Raw genomic sequence first — 16,654 nt, 5'->3', positions numbered from 1 at the left:
GTGGAGGAGGGGGGGTGGGGTGGGGGCCTTCTAGCGGCTCGCACCGCCATCGTTAACCGCCTTTGCGGAAAAAGCCGTGGGGTCCGCGGTATCCCTGCGCCCCGCGAGCGACCCTCGACCCCGCTCATCCTGAGCTTGTCGAGGGGTCATCCCGGGCCTGCCATAAGGACTGGCCCGCGCCCTTGTCAGAGCATCCAGGCGATCGGCAGGCGCGAGGCGACGCCGATCAGCACGCGGTCGAGCAGGCGCATCTGCGGCTCGCGGTCGAGGACGCGGACCTGCCCCTCGGCGGCGATGCTCCAGGTCAGCCCGCCCTTGCCGTCGAGCGCGACCGCATAGGCGGCGGCCGGGATGATGGTGTCGAAGGCGTCCGCCACCTGGCCCGCCAGCAGCGGGCTGTGGATCACGAAGCCGAGCTCGGTGTTCAGCCGCAGCGAGCGCGGGTCGAAGTTGAACGAGCCCACGAACAGCCGCTCGCGGTCGGCGGTGATGGTCTTGGCGTGGATCGTCGAAGCGCCCGAGCGCAGCGCGGCGAACGAGCCGCTGCCGCCGGGCCTGAGATTGCTGCCGATGCCGAGGCGCCGGCCCTGCCGCCGCTGCTTCTTGGAGGGTGCATCGCGCACTTCCGCCACCGTCTCGAACAGGCGCACTCCCGCCTCGAGCAACGCCTTGCGCGCCGGGGCATAGCCGGCGTGGACCAGGCCCACGTCGGTCGCCGAGTAGCCGTTGGTGAGGATCGACACGCGCACGCCCTTGCGCGCGAGGGCGGTGAAATCGGCGGTGCCTTCCGGACCGGGCACGAAGTAGCCCGAGACGATCCCGAGCTCGCGCTGCGGGACCCCGATCGCGCCGTCCAGCTTGCCGGCGAGCAGGTCCTGGTGGGCGATCTCCCCCACCGCCTTTGCCGGATCGTCGCTGATCATCTGCACCCGGGCCCATTCGAGCTCCAGCCTGTCCTCGGCGATGTCGCGCACCAGCGGCAGGCTGCGCAGGCGCTCGACGTAGCGCCGGGCCGAGGCGTCGCGCTCCACCACCGAGGCGCGGGCGCGCAGCCGGGCGCGCTGGCGCCGGCCCACGTGCGGCAGGATCTGCACCGCCGGATAGGCGGAGGCGCAGTCCCAGTAGCGCTGGAAGTCCTGCTCCACCTGCTCCACCACCGGGCCCACCGCCAGCACGTCGAGATCGGCGAACAGGGCGCCGTCGCCCGCGCCGAAGTACTCGTCGCCCACGTTGCGGCCACCCACGATCGTCACCGCGCCGTCGACGGTGAAACTCTTGTTGTGCATGCGCCGGTTGAGCCGGCCGAACTCGACCAGGAAGCCGATCGCCTTGGGATAGCGGATGCGGAAGGGGTTGAAGAGGCGGACCTCGATGTTCGGATGGGCATCGAGCGCGGCGAGGATGCGGTCCAGCCCCGCGATGCCGTTGTCGTCCAGCAGCAGCCGCACGCGCACCCCGCGTTCGGCGGCGTCGTGCGCCGCTTCCAGCAGCAGGGTGCCGGTGCGGTCGCCGTGCCAGATGTAGTATTGCAGGTCGAGCGTGCTCTCGGCCGACTTGGCGAGCAGGTAGCGGGCGGCGAAGGCATCGACGCCGTCGGCCAGCATGTGGACGCCCGAGAGGCCGGGATGGCGAGCGGCCGGCGCGCGCACCGCGCGGGCGAGGGCGGTGTCGCGCGGCGGGCGCGGCACGGGCGCCGGCGTGCAGCGCCGCGGCAGGCGGCTCGCGGCGCGCAGCAGCAGCCCCGCGACAGTCACCCCGCCAAGCGTCGCCAGCGCCGCCTTCCATGCCTGTACCCGCCTCATCGTCCCTCCTTCAGATCCCCAGCGCCTTGGTCATCACGTCGAACGCCCCTTCCAGGCCGTGCCCGGCGCGGCCGGTCGCCACGCCCGCCAGCGGCGCTTCCTCGATCACCAGCACGCCCTCGCCGGCCTCGACCTTGTCCTTGAACAGCGGCTCGATGCCCAGGAGGTAGGGCCAGAAGGTCTCCGTGCGTGTGACGGAATAGGAAAGATCCGCAGAAAAACCCACCAGTTGCGCCTGGCCGAACACGCGGCCGCGCTCGGCCCGCTCCACCCGCACCCCGCGCGCGCCCTTGAGCACCAGCCGGCCGGGACCGTGGAAGACGAGGTAGCGCAGCTGGAGCGTGAGCCAGGCGTTCAGCGATCCGAGCCGCCAGTGCGCAGTGATCCGCAGCGGCCGGCCCACCGGCTGGACCACGGCGGCGAGCGCGCGGGGCTGCAGAACGCAGGATGCCCCCTCCGGCAGCGCGAGCACGGCCACTTCGGCGAAGGGATCGCGCACCGCCGAGACCGTGGTCAGCTCGCCCTCGCCGCGCATGCGGGTGAGGAACGTCAGGCCGCTGACCAGGCTGGCGAGCGGATGGCGCCAGTCGAGCAGCCATTGCGTGGCCTTGGCGCCCGCGTGCGAACTCGTCTGGAGGTAGGACTGGCGGACCAGCAGCTCCTCGCCCGCCCCCAGCCGCACCGCGACGGAGGTCGTGCTGGGCGCGCCCGGCGCGATGAGCTGGATGCCGCCCGCCCCCTCCGGTTCCCCCGGCGGGCCCGGCACGCGCAGCCGGATCGCCGGCCGGCGCTCGGCCAGCGGCGCCAGCACGAACCAGAACAGCATGCGGATGGCGTAGGGGACCGCCAGGATCGCCGCCAGCGCCCAGAGTGCCTTCGTGAGCAGGCTGCCGAGCTGCCATTCCCGCGCCCACAGCCGCAGCTTCTGCGCCGCGGTGCCCTGCCAGCGGATCTCCGCCTCGCGCCGCTCGCGGCCGAGCGCCGCCAGCGTCGTGTCGAGCGCGGCCGCGACGTCGCGGCGCGACGCAGCGTAGGCCGCCGCCGCCTGCTGGCGGCTGCCCTCGACATAGCCGATCGCCTCCACCGCGGCGCGCGCCGCGTCCCGCTCCGCGCAGCGCTGCCGCGCCTCCTCGGCCAGCGCCTTGTGCGCGGCGCTCTCGACCCAGCTGCGCCAGCGGTAGGACCATTCCCGCTCCAGCGCGCGCAGCCGCCCGGTCGCTGCCGTGCAGCGATCCTGCGCCTGGCGGTGCCGCGCGGCGGCCTCGCGGTGCCGGGTCTCGGCGTCGCGGCGATCGGCCAGGGCGCGGGCGGCCTCCAGCGTGCGCACCTCGCGTTCGAGGAGGACGATCCGCAGGCGGCGGCGCTGGTTCGTCAGCAGCACCGCAGGCCCCTCGCGGTAGAGCGCCAGGGGCCCGCGACCCTCCTCCAAGCCGGCCTTCTCCCCCGCCAGTGCCGCCCGGCTGCGCCTCAGGCGCGTGTCGATTTCGGCGGTTCCCCGCGCCTCGAGCCCGGCGGTCGCGGCGTCGAACCTGCGCGCTAATGCGGCGCTATCGGCATGCAACTGCGCCTCTATGCCGGCCAGGCCGCGCCAGGTCGCCTCCTCCTGCGCGGCGCTGCGCCACGCCTGCGCCACCAGCGGGGCGACCGCAAAGGCCAGCACCAGGGCCAGGTACAGCACCGCATGGCGCAGCAGCCAGTGCAGGAAGATCTTGATTCGTCTCACGCCGGAGCTTCGGTTCCTCGCCGGAATTGCGCCGTTTCCTGCCCCTCTAAGCGCACCGCCCGCCGATCGGCTCCCGCCCCGCGACCGCGCCGGAGCGGGAAAGCGGCGCATTTCCGCCCTCTGGCCTGGCCTCGCCTCGCGGCCAATCCGCAGCGATACCTTGCATTTCCGCCCGGAATTCCTGATGACGCGGCCATGCACACACCCCCGTTCCCCTTCCGAGCACAGCCTTCGTGAGCGACATGCGTCTTACCCTCATGGAGGCGATCACCCGCCGGCGGCTGGTCAGTGCGCGCTACAACGGCGGTGTCATCACGCTGGCGCCGCACCTGCTGTTCGAACGGCACGGCGACCTTTTCGTCAGCGCGCTCAACATGGGCAAGTCCTGGCGCGAGGACGAGGAGCCTCGGCTCGGCCAGTTCAAGCTGGCCGGGCTGACCGACCCGCAGCTCAGCGCGGAGAGCTTCGACCCGCTGCCCTCGTTCGACGGCACCGCCCCGCGGCCGGACGACACGCTGATCCTGGCGCTCTGAGGGCCACGTAGTCGACCGAGGATCAATCGCCCGTTCGGTCCCCCTGTGCCGGGGCAAGATCCAGCTCCACCCGGCGGAATCCATCGGCGGAGGCGGTCGCGAGGTCGAGCGGCCTTCCTCCCAGTGCCGCATTGTCGCGGTTGAGATAGGCGATCGCCTCGTCCTTGCCGAGGCTCTGGAGCGCGAGCTTGGTCACCAGTCCCTGCCTCAGCGCGGCATCGGGCGGCAGCTTGGGCTGGTTGGCGCGGCGGAAGTGAGGGCGCCTCGATGCGGGGGCGGTCTGGTCGGGATCCTCATTGCTCATGCGTAAGTCCTGGTGCTGGAAGCCGGCAGGCGGGGCGACGTGGCGTCGCCGCTGCCGGGATGTTGCGCTCTGACGAAGCCGAGATCACCGATCGAGGCCGACGTCAGCTCTCCGGATTGCGAGAGCGTAAGCGTCTCCCAGTCACCGATGTGCAGGAAGACCTTCGGCGATGGCGCTGATCTACACCACCGCGCCCGGCTTGGACATCGAATTCGGGCACGGGCGGGGATTGCTCCTTCGCGCGCCGCGAAAGTTGCAATTTTCTGCCGATGTCCTATATGTGTGGTGCTGCGTCGCATGCGACGGGATTTTTCAGAGCCGCACGAAGCGGCTCCATTTCCCTTTTCTACCCGCCCGGCCCGACAGGCCTTCCGTTGCGTCAGCGCCGGGGGGCGGGCCGGCTCATTTCGAAAGAGTACGATTTGGCCAAGGAAGAACTGCTGACCATGGAAGGCTGCATCGAGGAGATCCTCCCCGATGGCCGCTTCGCTGTCCTGCTGGACAACGAGCACAAGATCATCGCCTATACCGCAGGCAAGATGCGTAAGTTTCGCATCCGCTCGGTCGTCGGCGATCGCGTGCACGTCGAGATGACGCCTTACGACCTGAGCAAGGGCCGTATCGTCTTCCGCGAGCGGACGCCCGGTCAGGGGCCAGCTGCGCGACGCGGCCAGTTCAGACGATAGAAGGAAGCGGCACTCGCCGCGATTTACAGGACTACATGCATTCAAAGTACAGCGGCCGCTCGGCCGAATATCGAAATCACACCACCTTTATCCCAGAGGTCGGCAGCCCGTCGCGCCTCTGGTCGGTTCCTTTCCGGGAACCCGCACTGACCCGCAAGGAGCTCCAGCTCCTGGTCGCCGACATGGTCGACTGACCGCAAGGGTTTCAGACAGCCCGCGGACCCGCCGGGCCCGCATCACGGAGCGCAAGCACGATGTTCAGCTACGACTACTGCCAAGCCCGTGCCGAGGAGGCCGGCGTCGCCGCCGATGTGGCGACGCTGGAGAACGTTCGAGAGAAGGCGCTGCGCTCGCGCGCGGCCTGGCTGGAAATCGCCGCCAGGATGCGGCGGGTGGAAGCCGCCCGCATCGCCCGGCAGGCGCAAGCCGAAACCTGAGGCGCTTCTCCTCCGCAAGTTCGGAGGTCGCCGGAATCAGGGCTTGCGCGCGAACCAGATGACGTGGCGAAAGCCCTTGTTATCAGGACGGGCGCGCACGGTCTCCTCGGAGACGTCGAACCCGGCTTCGCGCAGGCGGACGGCGAAGCGCTCGTCCGGCTCGGCCGACCAAACAGCCAGGATCCCGCCCGGTCTCAACGCCTTCATCGCGGCCGCCAGGCCATATTGCGAATAGAGGCAGTCGTTGACCCGGCGGGTGAGGCCGTCAGGGCCATTGTCCACGTCCAGCAAGATCGCGTCGTAGCCCTCGCGGGCAGCGTCGATCAGCATGGCGACGTCGTCGTCGACGAGCACGACGCGGGGATCCGCAAGGCCCTGCGCGGTCAGGCTGCGCATGGGGCCCAGCGCCCACTCGATGATCTCGGGCACGATCTCCGCCACCGTCACCCCGGCATCCGGGGGCAGCACGGACAGCGCCGCGCGCAACGTGAAGCCCATTCCATAGCCGCCGATCAGCAACTGCGGAGAGGTCCGCCCAGACAGCCGCTCGCACGTCATCGTCGCGAGCGCCTCTTCGGACGCGCTCGCCTGCGTGCTCATCAGCTCGTTGTCTTCGAGCAGGATGGTGAAGTCATCGCCGTGCTGCACCAGGCGCATTTCCACGCCATCGGGCACATGGGCGATGCCAATGAGCTTGTCTTCGATCATCGACACTCCGCAACCCGCATCCGGGCATGGCCCGGCGATGAGAGCGTCCGGGCATGGCCCGGCGATGAGAAGGGCGGCGCGGCCATGCCGCGCCGCCCTTCCAGTCCGTCAGGCGGGCTGAAGGTTGACGGCCGAGGTCTTGCCGCGGCGGTCGGTCTCCAGCTCGTAGGAAACGCGCTGGGCCTTGTCGAGCGTGCGCATGCCGGCGCGCTCGACAGCGGAGATGTGGACGAACGCGTCGTCACCGCCGCCCTCGGGAGCGATGAAGCCGTAGCCCTTGTCGGCATTGAAGAATTTGACGGTGCCGGTCAGCATGGAAAGTCCTTTCGAAGCCGGCCCGCGGAAGTGCGGTGCCGGGTCGCGCGTCAGGTCGTCAAGAGAAAGGAGATCGCCGTGACGGGCAGGGCTGCAGAGCATCGATTCGCTCCCGCACCATGCCGGTACTGCCGAAAACCGTCGCAAAATCGGACGTAAGCACGGTGCCGGTAGCATGCCGGAGGCGGCGAACCCAGCGATATTCTCGCACGGGTGCGACGATGCGGTTCCGGTGGAGGGTTCGGAGCCGCGTTCAGCGCCGCGGTGCCAGCAGCGACAGGTCGACGGCATCGCCCATCGCGCGCAGGCCGGCATCGTTGGGGTGCAGGTGGTCTCCCGGGTCGAATTCGGGCCGCAGCTCCGAGGGAGCGGCGGGGTTGCGCACCGCGGCGTCGAAATCGACGACACCGTCGAAGATGTGCCCCGTCCGGATCGCAGCGTTGACCGCCTCCCGGGTCCGTTCCTTCGCGGGGGACATGTACCCGGCCCGCAAGGCCGGGGTCATCGTGCCGCCGACGACCGTGATCCCCAGCGCGTGCGCACGCGCCACGAACTGACGATAGCCGTGGATCAGGTCCTCGGCCGCAACCGCGCCGGGCCCCTCGGACGCGCCCGCGCCGATATCGTTGATGCCCTCCAGGAAAACGACATGGGTGACGCTGGGCACGCTCGCCACGTCGCGCCAGAACCGGTCCAGCGCGGAGGTGGCGCGCCCCGGGCGGAGCACGCGATTACCGCTGATGCCCATGTTGACGACGCCGCAGCGACGCGCCGCGGGCAGCGCGGCCATGCGTTCCGCCAGCCGGCCCGGCCAGCCGCGGCTCTGCGCCGAAAGGCTGAGGAAGCCGTCGGTGATCGAATCTCCGAACGCGACCACCGTGCAAGGCGCCGCCGCGGTGCGCACCGACACCAGCGAGAGGTACGAGCGCGCCCGGATCGGAGTGAAGGCGCCCGCGGCTTCGGCCGGCGCGAAGGCCATCTCCATGCCCAGGTTGGTGCGCGCGATGCGCGTGGCGGTCGAGAAGGTGACGCTGACGATCAGGTCCTGCGCGTTGCGGACCGGCACGGCCAGCGGGTCGCTGATGAGCGCATGCCCCTGTGGCAGGTTCGCCCCGGGGTGCCCGGAAAAGGTCAGCGCGTGAACCGTCCCGGCTGCGATCTCGGTGCCGCTGCCGCCCGCAGGGCTGGCCACCGAGGCGGACGCGATCACCAGCGCGCTGTCGCCTTCGGCATTGCTGAAGGTGAGCTGCAGGGCATCGCCGGCCTGCGTCAGGCGGACACGATAGCGGTAGGTGCCGGGCGGCAGCGTCTGCGCGTCCGCGCCCGAGGCATCCGCTGCGGCATAGCCCCAGGCGCCTGCCCATACCGGCGCTGCATGGGCCGGCTGGCTGAGGAGGGCGGTGCCGCAGAGCGCGGCGAGGATCGTCAGGATTCGCATGACGGTTTCTTTCCCCGAGCAACCCTTCGGCTGTCCAGCCCGAGTTTCGCAGCCCCGCCGCGCAGTCCTGCCTCGCAGCCCGGATCACGCGAGCGCGAGCGTCATCTCCAGCTCCAGCGTGCAACCGGGTCGCAGCACATCCATGCCCTTGGGGCGGTTGATCGCATCGGGCATATGCGTCACCGGCTCCAGGCAGAAGAAGGCCTGGTCCGGCGGCCGATAAACGTGGAGAAACGGCGCACCCCGCGCGGTCATCCGCAGCTCCTGACCGGACGCGAGCGCGACCGTGGCGCGACCGTCCCACTCGCCGTAGCAGTGATCGATCAGCGCCTCGCCTGCGACCGGGCGCCCGGCGCTCCAGTCTCCAAGGGTCTCCGCCGGCGCCAGACGCTCGGGCAGCAGGTCGGGCGTGGAGAGCCAGACACCTTGCGACTGGAAGCGAAGGTGCGTTCCGGGCGGCGACGGGAAATAGGGGTGAAGGCCGAGGCCGGCCGGCATGCCCTCGTCCGACGTGTTCTCCACGCTCAGAGAAAGGACTATGCCGTTGTCCGTCACGCGCGCGCGCTGCTGGGCGCGATAGGCCCACGGCCATGCACCGTCGCCGCGGCGTTCGTGCGACAGGACCACGTGGTCTTCGCCCGTATCCTCCACCTGCCAGGGCGAGGTCCAGCCGAAGCCGTGGAGGCTATGCGGATGATCCCCGAAGTTGAGCGGCAGCTGGCATCGGCGCCCACCGAAATCGAAGCGGCCCGCCGCGATGCGGTTGGTGTAGGGCACCAGCGGAAAGCAGGCGGTCTCCAGCGGACCGCGCGGGTCTTCGGCGACATGCGCAGGCGTGGGACGCAGAAGGTCGACGCCGCCCACGCGCAGGGACAGGACACTGCCGCCCCGTTCGGGGGACAGCACCGCCTCGACATCCCCGCGCGCAATGCGGTGCGTGGCCATCAGCCCTCCATGTCCTCCAGCTCACGGCCGCGGGTCTCATGCACCAGCGCGCGGACGAAGAAGAACGAGATCGCCGCGAAGAACGCATAGCCGGAATACGTCACCGCCAGTCCGGGCGAGATCGCCAGCGACGGGAAGCTCACCGAAATCGCGGCATTGGCGATCCACTGCGCGAAGCCCGACACGGCAAGGCCGGAGCCGCGGATCTGGTTCGGGAACATCTCTCCCAGCATGACCCACATGATCGGACCCCAGCTGAGATTGAAGAAGATGACGTAGGCGTTGGCGGCGATCAGGGCGATGACGCCGTTGCTCCCGGGCAGGCTCACCGCGCCGCTGGCATCGGTCAGCGCGGTCGAGAAGGCATAGGAGACCACCGCCAGCGATACCGCCATGCCGGCCGAGCCCACCAGGAGGAGCGGCTTGCGCCCAACCCGGTCGACCAGCGCGATGGTCGCCAGGCACGCACCGATCGAGAGCACGCCGGAGAGGATATTCGTCTGGAGCGCGTAGTCCTCGGAGAAGCCCACCGCCTCCCACAGCGTGGCCCCGTAGTAGAACACGACGTTGATGCCGACGAACTGCTGGAACACGGCCAGGCCGATGCCGGTCCAGACGATCGGCCGCAGCTTGCCCGTGGTCTTGTCGACAAGATCCGAGAGCCGCGGCCGATGATGGTCGGCGGCAAGGCTGGCACGGATCTCGCTCACCTTGCGGCGCGCCTCGGTGGGGCCGAGGAGGCGGGTCAGCACCGCGAGCGCCCTGTCGTCCTGACCGCGGGCCACCAGGTAGCGCGGGCTCTCCGGGATCATCAACAGGGCGAGGAAGTAGATCGCCGCCGGGATCGCCTGCAGCCAGAACATCCAGCGCCAGGCGGGATAGCCGAGCCAGAAGTCCGCGGTCGAACCGCCGGCGTAGCGGGCCAGCGCGAAGTTGGCGACGAAAGCCCCGGTCAGTCCCGAGATGATCATGACCTGCTGGATGCTCGAAAGCCGGCCGCGCACGGCTGCCGGGGTCACCTCCGAGATGTACACGGGCGAGATGACGCTTGCCGCACCCACTCCGAGCCCGCCGATGATCCGCGCGATGATGAAGATCGCCGAGGAGGACGCCGCGCCCGCCAGCAATGCGCTGCCGAGGAACAGCACCGCGGCGAGCAGCATCACGCCGCGCCGACCGATGCGGTCCGACAGGCGGCCGGCGACGAAGGCGCCGATCGAGGAGCCGACCAGGATAGCCCCCACGTTGATGCCTATGCCCAGCTTGCCCAGGTCAAAGGCGCTCTCCAGGCCCTTCTGCGTCCCGTTGATGACGCCGGAATCGTAACCGAACATGAAGCCGCCGATCGTCGCCACCGCCACGATCGCGGCGATGAAGGCCATGTTCACCCTTTCCGCACTCCCCACACTCATCCCACTTGTCCTTTTTCGCTTATCGTCGTGCCGCTAGATCGCGGCGAGATGCCCCGGCTGGCCACGCACCCCGACGTCGAGGCCGAAGAGATGACCGGCAAGCGGCTGGTCGCGGAGCTGTTCGGGGCTGAGGCCCTTGCGGGCGCTCGTCGCGTAGAGGGTCGAGAGGCTCGGCCCGCCGAAGAAGCGGTACAGGCCATGCTGCAGGCCCACCACGAAGCGCCCGGTGTTGTCAGGCAGGATCCAGCCGACCTGCGCCGGCGTGTCCCAGCTCTGCGACGAGGCTGCGAGCGGATCGAAGCGATGGATGCGGCGCGCCTTGATGTCGACGAACCACAGCGCCGCGTCGCGCTCCACCCAGACCGGGCCCTCCCCCAGCGTGGCGCCGACGGCGAGGACAGGGATAGGCACGGCTCCATCGCTCATGCGCTCAACGCCAGCCGGCATCGATGAAGTACTCGTGCCCCGTGCACATCCGCGCATCCTCCGAGGCGAGGAACAGCACCAGTGCCGCGACGTCCACCGGCAGTATGCGTCCGTCGAGGCACTGCGCCGCCACGATCTCCGCCTCCGCCTCGGGCGTGTACCACTGCATCTGCCGCGGTGTCTTCACGTTGCCCGGAACGATCGTGTTCACACGAATGTTGTCCCGTCCCAGTTCGCGTGCCAGCCCGCGCGTGAGGCCCTCGATGGCAGCCTTCGCGGTCTGGTACAGGACCAGATCGGAGAGGGCCAGGTGCCAGCTGATCGAGCCGAAGTTCAGGATCACGCCGCCCCCCGCCTGGCGCAGCGCCGGGATCGCCGCCCGCGCCGCAAAGAACTGGTGACGCAGGTTGACCGCCATGTTCTCGTCCCAGAACGCCGGGGTGACATCCTCCACCGTGTGACGATCGTCGCGTGCGGCGTTGTTGACCAGCACGTCGATGCCGCCGAGGACGCCCTGCGCCTGGCCGATCGTCGCCTCCAGCGCCGCGAGGTCACGCAAGTCGCAAGCATGGAACGAAGGCGCGAACTCGGCGTCCATGGCCAGCCGCTCGGCCAAGGCGCGGCCCTCGTCTTCCAGGATGTCGCAAAACGCGACACGGGCGCCCTGGCCGACGAACGCCTCCACCAGACCCTCACCGATGCCGCTGCCGCCGCCGCTCACGAAGACCTTCTTGCCGCGCAGGCTGGGATAGACCGCGCGCGCGATCGCGTCCTCGCTCATCGCACCTGCTCCGTCACCTGCTGGCCCAGGAGCCCGCGCCCGGCGAGGTTGGTCAGGAGCGCGCCGATCCCGAGGTCCCACGGCGCGGCCTCCTTCGAGGTCACCACGGTGTTGACCAGACGCCCGAGCCGCGGCGTAGAGATCTCCACCACATCGCCCACCTTGTGGGTGAAGCCGCGGCCGGCCTCGTCGCGATCCTGCACGGGCGCGAAGAGCGTGCCGAGGAAAAGCGCGAAGCCATCCGGGTAATCGTGTTCACTGAGCGTCTGGCGCACCAGTTCAAGCGGATCCCGGCTGATCTGGCTCATGCTGCTGCACCCCTCCAGGCGATAACCCTCCGGACCCTCGATGGTGAGTGCGACTTCTGCACGGCGCACGTCGTCGATGGTGAAGTCCTCGTCGAACAGACGGACGAGGGGCCCGAGCGAGCAGGAGGCGTTGTTGTCCTTGGCCTTGCCCAGGAGGAGCGCCGAGCGTCCTTCGAAGTCGCGCAGGTTGACGTCGTTGCCGAGAGTGGCGCCGATGGCAGTCCCTCTGGAATCGACGAGCAGCACGATCTCAGGCTCCGGGTTGTTCCAGGTGGAGTCCGACCGCACACCGATCTGCGCACCCCATCCCACCGTGGCAAGCACCGGCGCCTTGGTGAAGACTTCCGCGTCCGGGCCGATGGCAACCTCCAGGTACTGGGACCATAGCCCGTCCTCAATCAGCGCCTGCTTGAGCGACTCCGCCTCCGGAGAGCCCGGTACGACGGCGCGGATCGAGCCTCCGACACGCTCCTCGAGCCGCTCACGGATGCCGGCGGCAGCCGTCGCATCGCCCCGCGCCCGCTCCTCGATCACGCGCTCGATGGCCGAAAGGGCGAACGTGACGCCGCAAGCCTTCACGCACTGCAGGTCGACCGGGCTGAGGATCGGCAGGTCGAGCGCGTCGAGCGGCCCGAGCGGGATGCCCGCGCTCGCGGGGACAGGCATGCGGTCAGCCAGCAGCGAAAGCGTGGGCGCGAACGCGCTCATGTCGTACGCGACACCGCCTTCCACCAGTATCGGGCTGGGCCCTTGCGCGGTCAGCACCCGCCCGAGAAACCGGCCCGAGCGCCAGTCGGCAGGCAAGCAGTCGCGCAAGGCAAGGGTACTCGGCATCCATCAACTCCCATCGTCTAAATGTTCATGATAGCGATAACATCAGCATTGTCCATCCCGCCTTTGCAGCGGTGCACGGCGGCTCCTCCCAACAATATCCTTGTATGGCGCAAGGAACTGCATGGGTCTCGCTCCGTTGATCGAGGCATGCAGGAAATCGCCGGTTGGATCGCACCGATAGCCACCATGGTGGCCGCCATGATGACGGCTGCCAACTTGGGCGCGCGCGTCACCGGATGGGGCTTCGTCGTCTTCACGGTGGGCTCGATCGCGTGGTCGACCGTCGGCCTTACCTCCGGGCAAACAAACCTGCTGGCCTCCAACGGCTTTCTGACATTGGTCAACCTGGTCGGCATATGGCGGTGGCTGGGTCGGCAGGCAGCCTATGAAGACGGTGCCCGATCGGCCCAGATCGCGAGCCGGCGCACCACAGCGCCGACGCTGTTCACCGCCACCGGAGTCGCCGGGATGAAGGTGACTGACGAGAGGGGGGAGGAGCTCGGCCACGCGGTGGAAGCGCTGGTGGAGTGCGCGACAGGCTCGGTCAGCTACATCGTGGTGGCGACGGGTGGCGTCGCCGGGCTGGACGAGCGCCTGCGCGCAGTGCCGCGGACGCAGGTCGAGTTCGCCTGCGAGGCGATGCGCCTGCGCATGGCGCAGCACGCCTTCGAGGCCTTGCCCGTCCTCGAGGCCGGTCAATGGCCCGCCTCGGCGGAGGAGGCGGGAAGGGCGGTGAACGCCGCAGCCAGCTGAGAACACGGCCGCGCTGGCCGCAACGCGGGCACAGCGCGGATATGCTCGCGGGCAGTTAAGCGGTGAGATGCTTGGCGAGGTGCTTGTTCATCTCGAACATGCTTGCCTTCTTGCCGCCGAAGATCTTCTGCAGCTTGTCATCCGCAAGGATTTCCCGCTTGTCCTTGGGATTCTGCAGATCGTTCTTCTTGATGTAGTCCCAGACCTTCTTGACCACTTCGCTGCGGGGAAGCTTGTCCGCTCCCACGATCTCGGCGAGCTCGGGCGAGGGCGTCACCGGGGCGGTGATGCCGCCGCGCGCGCCGCCCGCAGGCTTGCCGGTCTTCTTGACCTTGGCGGCTGCCGCCTTGGTTTCCTGTTCGCCCCTTTCCTCACGCGTACGGCTCATCGGACACTCCTCTTTGTCTGGCCCAGGCGCCACATTCACGGACGCTTGTCCGAACCGTAAGTCCGGCGGAGCGCAGAAGTTTCGTCCCGACAAGGCAGTTCACGCCGATCCGGCGTTCTCAGGTGGCGCCTGACCTGGGGGAAGGGGAGGCAAGCCGCCCCGCTGCACGGCTCACTGCCAGGCCCTGAAGGTCAGCCCGAACATCTGCGGATCGGACGGCGTACCCAGGATCAGGCCCGAGTTGCCGGCCTGCACCGTCAGGTTCTGGATGTAGTCCTTGTCGAAGAGATTGCGCGCAAAGACATCGACTTCCCACCCATGTGACGACCGATAACCCACGCTGGCATTGGTCAGCGTGTAGCCTTCGATCCAGGTGTAGCGGGAGAGGCTGGGATCGCCGTAGCTGCCGGTCCGCGCGGTGGTGTCGGAATGCAGCACGAAGTTTCCGCCCGTGCCCACGGGAACTTCGTAGTGGATCCCGAGCGATCCAGCCCAGCGCGGCAGCCCCGACAGGCGGCGCCCAGTCAGCGAGCACGCCGTCGTGGCCGCCCCCTGCAACTCCAGCGGGCAGGGACCTGCAGGATAGTCCGTGTACTCGCCATGTGCGTAGCTGCCTGAGAGGCGGATCGTCAGGCCGGGGGCGAGCAGGGCGGTGGCGTCCGCCTCGATGCCCTTCACGGTCACTTCGGGGATGTTCGAAAGGTAGCCTCGCAGGGCGACCGTCTGCGTGCTGTCGACGATCGTCGCCTGGAAGTCCTCGACCCGGGTCCAGTACGCCGCCAGATTGAACGTCACGCGGCGGTCGAGCAGGTCGGTCTTCAGGCCGATCTCGTAGGTCGTGTTCTTCTCCGGACGGATCACCGCCGTCGCCAGAGCCGGCTGGTTCTGGTTGTCCAGCGGCAACCCGGACATGTTGAGGCCGCCCGACTTGAAGCCTCGCGCGAAGCTGGCATACCCCAGCACGTCGTCGGCCACATGCCAGGCGAGATTGGCGCGCCCGGACAGGCTCCCATCCTTGTCACGCGCCGCGTAGCTCTGCGCTCGAAGGACGGAGAGCTTGGCGGCGACGAGCGCCGGATCACTCGTCGCGAGGCCTCCGAACACGGTGCTCGCGTACTCGCCTTCCTTCTCTTCGTATGTGTAGCGCAGGCCTCCGGTGAGTGTCAGCCGATCGGTCAGCGCATAGTTCGCTTCGCCGAATGCGGCGTAGCTGTCGGTCGCGAAGCGAGTGTGGCCGTCAGTGCCATAGCCATCCAGCAGGTTGCCCGGCACGGGCATGCCGTTCGCCCCGGTCGTCGGACCGATCAGCCAGTACGCCGCCAGCGGGCCGTAGATGCTGATCGGCCGGCCGGTGATGGTCTGCCGGAAGTAGTACAGACCGACTACGTAGTTCAGCCGGAGATCGCCGCTTGAGGTGATGCGGACCTCCTGGCTGTACTGGTCCTGCCGCGAGGGTATGTGCTGTGACATCTGGATCGGCAGCCCGGTGTAGTCGCGGTCATTGTCCGCGTCCCAGTTCCAGAACCGCCAGGCCGTGACCGACGTCAGCGTCGCTCCACCCATGTCCCACTCGGCGACCGCGCTGACGCCGCCCTCGCTGGTGTCGACGCCCAGGTGCGCGTCGATGTCGGTAAGGCGGTCGTAAGGATTGGTGCTGGCCGGCGCGTAGCCCACCCCGGCGGCTAGGGCAGGGTACTGGCGCGCGGGCGCGCGCAGGCTTTCGCCCACGCGCAGGAACACTTGCGTGCAGCACTCGCTTTCGAAGTTCGCGAAATCCGCCGAGAGGCGGACCGAGAGCATGCTCGAAGGGGTGAGGAGCAGTTGCCCTCGTACCGCCTGGTTGCCGATCCCGTTGTGGTCCTGCCCCGTCACGACATTGTGGATGACCCCGTTACGGCTGGTGACGAGACCCGAAATGCGCCCGGCCAGTAGGCCATCGACGATGGGTCCCGAGCCCGAGGCCTTCACCTGCAGGAAGTCTTTCTCGCCCACCGAGATCTCCTCCCGTGCCTCCGGCGTGAACGTGGGGGCCTGCGTCGTGATGCTGATGGCGCCGGCCGTGGTGTTCTTCCCGAACAGCGTGCCCTGCGGCCCGCGAAGCACCTCGATCTGCGCGATGTCGGTGAAGTCGAAGGCCGCGGTCGCCGGCCTGGCGTGGTACACCTGGTCGACATAGAACCCCACGCCGGGTTCGAGGCCGTCGTTGGCCTGGCTCACCGCGACGACGCTCGAGCCGAGCCCGCGGATCGTGAACGCGGTGTTGCGGGGGTTGGCCGAGCTATAGTTGAGGCTTGGCACCAGCTGGCTCAGCAGCCCGGTGTTTACGGTGTAGGACCGGTCCAGCAGATCTTTGGCGACCACGGAAATGGCAGCGGGCACCGATTGCACGTCCTCGTCGCGCCGCCGCGCGGTCACGGTGATGACGCCCAGGCTCTCCGAGAGGGACGAAGCCGTCGTGTTCGGCCCTTCGTCCGCCACGGGTGCTCTCGCCTGCGCCTGTCCGGAAAGAAGGGCAGCCGCCGCGATGAGCGGCATGGCCAGCCAGTCTGTGTGCATGTGAGCCCCCCGTTGAAGAGCGACTCTCTATATTCTTTGCGATATATTTGTCGATACCGCTGCGCCTGGGCCCCGGACATTTTCAGGCATCCGCGCCTGTGCCTACATTCGTGGGGAAGGGGGCTGGATAAGGCCGGCGGTTGCCGCCGCTGCGCGGCATGCGGCGGTTCGATCGGGTTCGTGCTCGAACCGATCACAAAGGCCTGAACGCTCGGACCTTTTTTCGCCGGTCTCCAAACGGCGAACGGCCCTTCGATGGGGTATCGGGGGCATGTTAATGGGTTGTGTATGGTTGCGGGGGCAGG

At 68.8% G+C, this 16,654-nt stretch carries 17 protein-coding genes; 4 read left to right on the top strand and 13 right to left on the bottom strand.

The window, feature by feature from the left end:
- Positions 1–185: 185 nt before the first annotated feature.
- On the bottom strand, positions 186–1,802 hold the full coding sequence (locus ACFFJC_RS15770; protein ID WP_379488440.1) for a phospholipase D family protein: 1,617 nt from the start codon (positions 1,800–1,802) through the stop codon (positions 186–188).
- A gap of 10 nt (positions 1,803–1,812) precedes the next feature.
- On the bottom strand, positions 1,813–3,525 hold the full coding sequence (locus ACFFJC_RS15765; RefSeq protein WP_379488439.1) for a hypothetical protein: 1,713 nt from the start codon (positions 3,523–3,525) through the stop codon (positions 1,813–1,815).
- 242 nt (positions 3,526–3,767) lie between these two features.
- Here ACFFJC_RS15765 and ACFFJC_RS15760 point away from each other — a divergent pair, with 242 nt between their 5' ends.
- Positions 3,768–4,058 (top strand): WYL domain-containing protein, encoded by a 291-nt coding sequence (locus ACFFJC_RS15760; RefSeq protein WP_379488540.1) that lies wholly within the window; start codon positions 3,768–3,770, stop codon positions 4,056–4,058.
- Positions 4,059–4,080: 22 nt separating this feature from the next.
- Here ACFFJC_RS15760 and ACFFJC_RS15755 read toward each other — a convergent pair whose 3' ends face one another.
- Entirely contained in the window at positions 4,081–4,362 is a 282-nt protein-coding gene (locus tag ACFFJC_RS15755; RefSeq protein ID WP_379488438.1) for a hypothetical protein, read from the bottom strand.
- Positions 4,363–4,784: 422 nt separating this feature from the next.
- On the opposite strand from ACFFJC_RS15755, the gene infA reads away from it, so the two are divergent.
- Entirely contained in the window at positions 4,785–5,048 is a 264-nt protein-coding gene (gene infA, locus ACFFJC_RS15750; protein ID WP_379488539.1) for a translation initiation factor IF-1, read from the top strand.
- Positions 5,049–5,302: 254 nt separating this feature from the next.
- Positions 5,303–5,485, top strand: a complete 183-nt coding sequence (locus tag ACFFJC_RS15745) for a hypothetical protein (protein WP_379488437.1) — start codon at positions 5,303–5,305, stop codon at positions 5,483–5,485.
- 36 nt (positions 5,486–5,521) lie between these two features.
- Here ACFFJC_RS15745 and ACFFJC_RS15740 read toward each other — a convergent pair whose 3' ends face one another.
- The 8 genes from ACFFJC_RS15740 to ACFFJC_RS15705 form a co-directional block, all read right to left on the bottom strand.
- The gene (locus ACFFJC_RS15740) at positions 5,522–6,193 is read right to left on the bottom strand and encodes a spermidine synthase family protein (RefSeq protein ID WP_379488436.1); all 672 of its coding nucleotides are present in this window, start codon (positions 6,191–6,193) and stop codon (positions 5,522–5,524) included.
- 108 nt (positions 6,194–6,301) lie between these two features.
- Positions 6,302–6,508: a cold-shock protein gene (locus tag ACFFJC_RS15735; protein WP_379488435.1), complete on the bottom strand. Its 207-nt coding sequence runs from the start codon at positions 6,506–6,508 to the stop codon at positions 6,302–6,304.
- Between the two features lie 253 nt (positions 6,509–6,761).
- Positions 6,762–7,946 (bottom strand): SGNH/GDSL hydrolase family protein, encoded by a 1,185-nt coding sequence (locus ACFFJC_RS15730; protein ID WP_379488434.1) that lies wholly within the window; start codon positions 7,944–7,946, stop codon positions 6,762–6,764.
- An 84-nt stretch (positions 7,947–8,030) separates the two neighbouring features.
- Positions 8,031–8,891, bottom strand: coding sequence for an aldose 1-epimerase (locus ACFFJC_RS15725; protein ID WP_379488433.1), 861 nt, complete (start codon positions 8,889–8,891; stop codon positions 8,031–8,033).
- Complete coding sequence (locus ACFFJC_RS15720) at positions 8,891–10,303, bottom strand: sugar porter family MFS transporter (protein WP_379488432.1); 1,413 nt, start codon at positions 10,301–10,303, stop codon at positions 8,891–8,893. The genes ACFFJC_RS15725 and ACFFJC_RS15720 overlap by 1 nt, the downstream gene beginning before the upstream one ends.
- A gap of 33 nt (positions 10,304–10,336) precedes the next feature.
- A complete protein-coding gene (locus ACFFJC_RS15715) occupies positions 10,337–10,714 on the bottom strand; it encodes an SMP-30/gluconolactonase/LRE family protein (RefSeq protein WP_379488431.1) in 378 nt (125 codons plus the stop codon).
- Positions 10,715–10,733: 19 nt separating this feature from the next.
- Positions 10,734–11,495 carry a D-xylose 1-dehydrogenase gene (gene xylB, locus ACFFJC_RS15710; protein ID WP_379488538.1) on the bottom strand — a complete coding sequence of 254 codons (762 nt, stop codon included), beginning with the start codon at positions 11,493–11,495 and terminating at the stop codon, positions 10,734–10,736.
- Positions 11,496–11,506: 11 nt separating this feature from the next.
- Positions 11,507–12,652 carry a fumarylacetoacetate hydrolase family protein gene (locus ACFFJC_RS15705; RefSeq protein ID WP_379488430.1) on the bottom strand — a complete coding sequence of 382 codons (1,146 nt, stop codon included), beginning with the start codon at positions 12,650–12,652 and terminating at the stop codon, positions 11,507–11,509.
- 186 nt (positions 12,653–12,838) lie between these two features.
- Here ACFFJC_RS15705 and ACFFJC_RS15700 point away from each other — a divergent pair, with 186 nt between their 5' ends.
- A complete protein-coding gene (locus tag ACFFJC_RS15700; protein WP_379488537.1) occupies positions 12,839–13,405 on the top strand; it encodes a PRC-barrel domain-containing protein in 567 nt (188 codons plus the stop codon).
- Between the two features lie 55 nt (positions 13,406–13,460).
- Here the strand turns inward: ACFFJC_RS15700 and ACFFJC_RS15695 are convergent, their stop codons facing one another.
- Together ACFFJC_RS15695 and ACFFJC_RS15690 are read right to left on the bottom strand one after the other, a co-directional pair.
- Positions 13,461–13,793 (bottom strand): SWIB/MDM2 domain-containing protein, encoded by a 333-nt coding sequence (locus tag ACFFJC_RS15695; RefSeq protein WP_379488429.1) that lies wholly within the window; start codon positions 13,791–13,793, stop codon positions 13,461–13,463.
- A gap of 171 nt (positions 13,794–13,964) precedes the next feature.
- Positions 13,965–16,349, bottom strand: a complete 2,385-nt coding sequence (locus ACFFJC_RS15690) for a TonB-dependent receptor (protein ID WP_379488428.1) — start codon at positions 16,347–16,349, stop codon at positions 13,965–13,967.
- Positions 16,350–16,654: the final 305 nt, after the last annotated feature.

It is taken from the genome of Novosphingobium soli (assembly GCF_042432915.1).
GTDB classification, from domain to species: domain Bacteria; phylum Pseudomonadota; class Alphaproteobacteria; order Sphingomonadales; family Sphingomonadaceae; genus Novosphingobium; species Novosphingobium soli.
This window is presented reverse-complemented; position numbering and strand designations above follow the sequence as displayed.

Excerpts from the sequence above, each read along its gene's own strand:
- ACFFJC_RS15770 (WP_379488440.1), bottom strand. The coding sequence starts at position 1,802 with ATGAGGCGGGTACAGGCATGGAAGGCGGCGCTGGCGACGCTTGGCGGG.
- ACFFJC_RS15730 (WP_379488434.1), bottom strand. The coding sequence starts at position 7,946 with ATGCGAATCCTGACGATCCTCGCCGCGCTCTGCGGCACCGCCCTCCTC.
- ACFFJC_RS15760 (WP_379488540.1), top strand. The coding sequence starts at position 3,768 with ATGCGTCTTACCCTCATGGAGGCGATCACCCGCCGGCGGCTGGTCAGT.
- ACFFJC_RS15720 (WP_379488432.1), bottom strand. The coding sequence starts at position 10,303 with ATGAGTGTGGGGAGTGCGGAAAGGGTGAACATGGCCTTCATCGCCGCG.
- ACFFJC_RS15740 (WP_379488436.1), bottom strand. The coding sequence starts at position 6,193 with ATGATCGAAGACAAGCTCATTGGCATCGCCCATGTGCCCGATGGCGTG.
- ACFFJC_RS15705 (WP_379488430.1), bottom strand. The coding sequence starts at position 12,652 with ATGCCGAGTACCCTTGCCTTGCGCGACTGCTTGCCTGCCGACTGGCGC.
- ACFFJC_RS15725 (WP_379488433.1), bottom strand. The coding sequence starts at position 8,891 with ATGGCCACGCACCGCATTGCGCGCGGGGATGTCGAGGCGGTGCTGTCC.
- ACFFJC_RS15695 (WP_379488429.1), bottom strand. The coding sequence starts at position 13,793 with ATGAGCCGTACGCGTGAGGAAAGGGGCGAACAGGAAACCAAGGCGGCA.
- ACFFJC_RS15700 (WP_379488537.1), top strand. The coding sequence starts at position 12,839 with ATGGTGGCCGCCATGATGACGGCTGCCAACTTGGGCGCGCGCGTCACC.
- ACFFJC_RS15745 (WP_379488437.1), top strand. The coding sequence starts at position 5,303 with ATGTTCAGCTACGACTACTGCCAAGCCCGTGCCGAGGAGGCCGGCGTC.
- ACFFJC_RS15755 (WP_379488438.1), bottom strand. The coding sequence starts at position 4,362 with ATGAGCAATGAGGATCCCGACCAGACCGCCCCCGCATCGAGGCGCCCT.
- ACFFJC_RS15690 (WP_379488428.1), bottom strand. The coding sequence starts at position 16,349 with ATGCACACAGACTGGCTGGCCATGCCGCTCATCGCGGCGGCTGCCCTT.
- ACFFJC_RS15735 (WP_379488435.1), bottom strand. The coding sequence starts at position 6,508 with ATGCTGACCGGCACCGTCAAATTCTTCAATGCCGACAAGGGCTACGGC.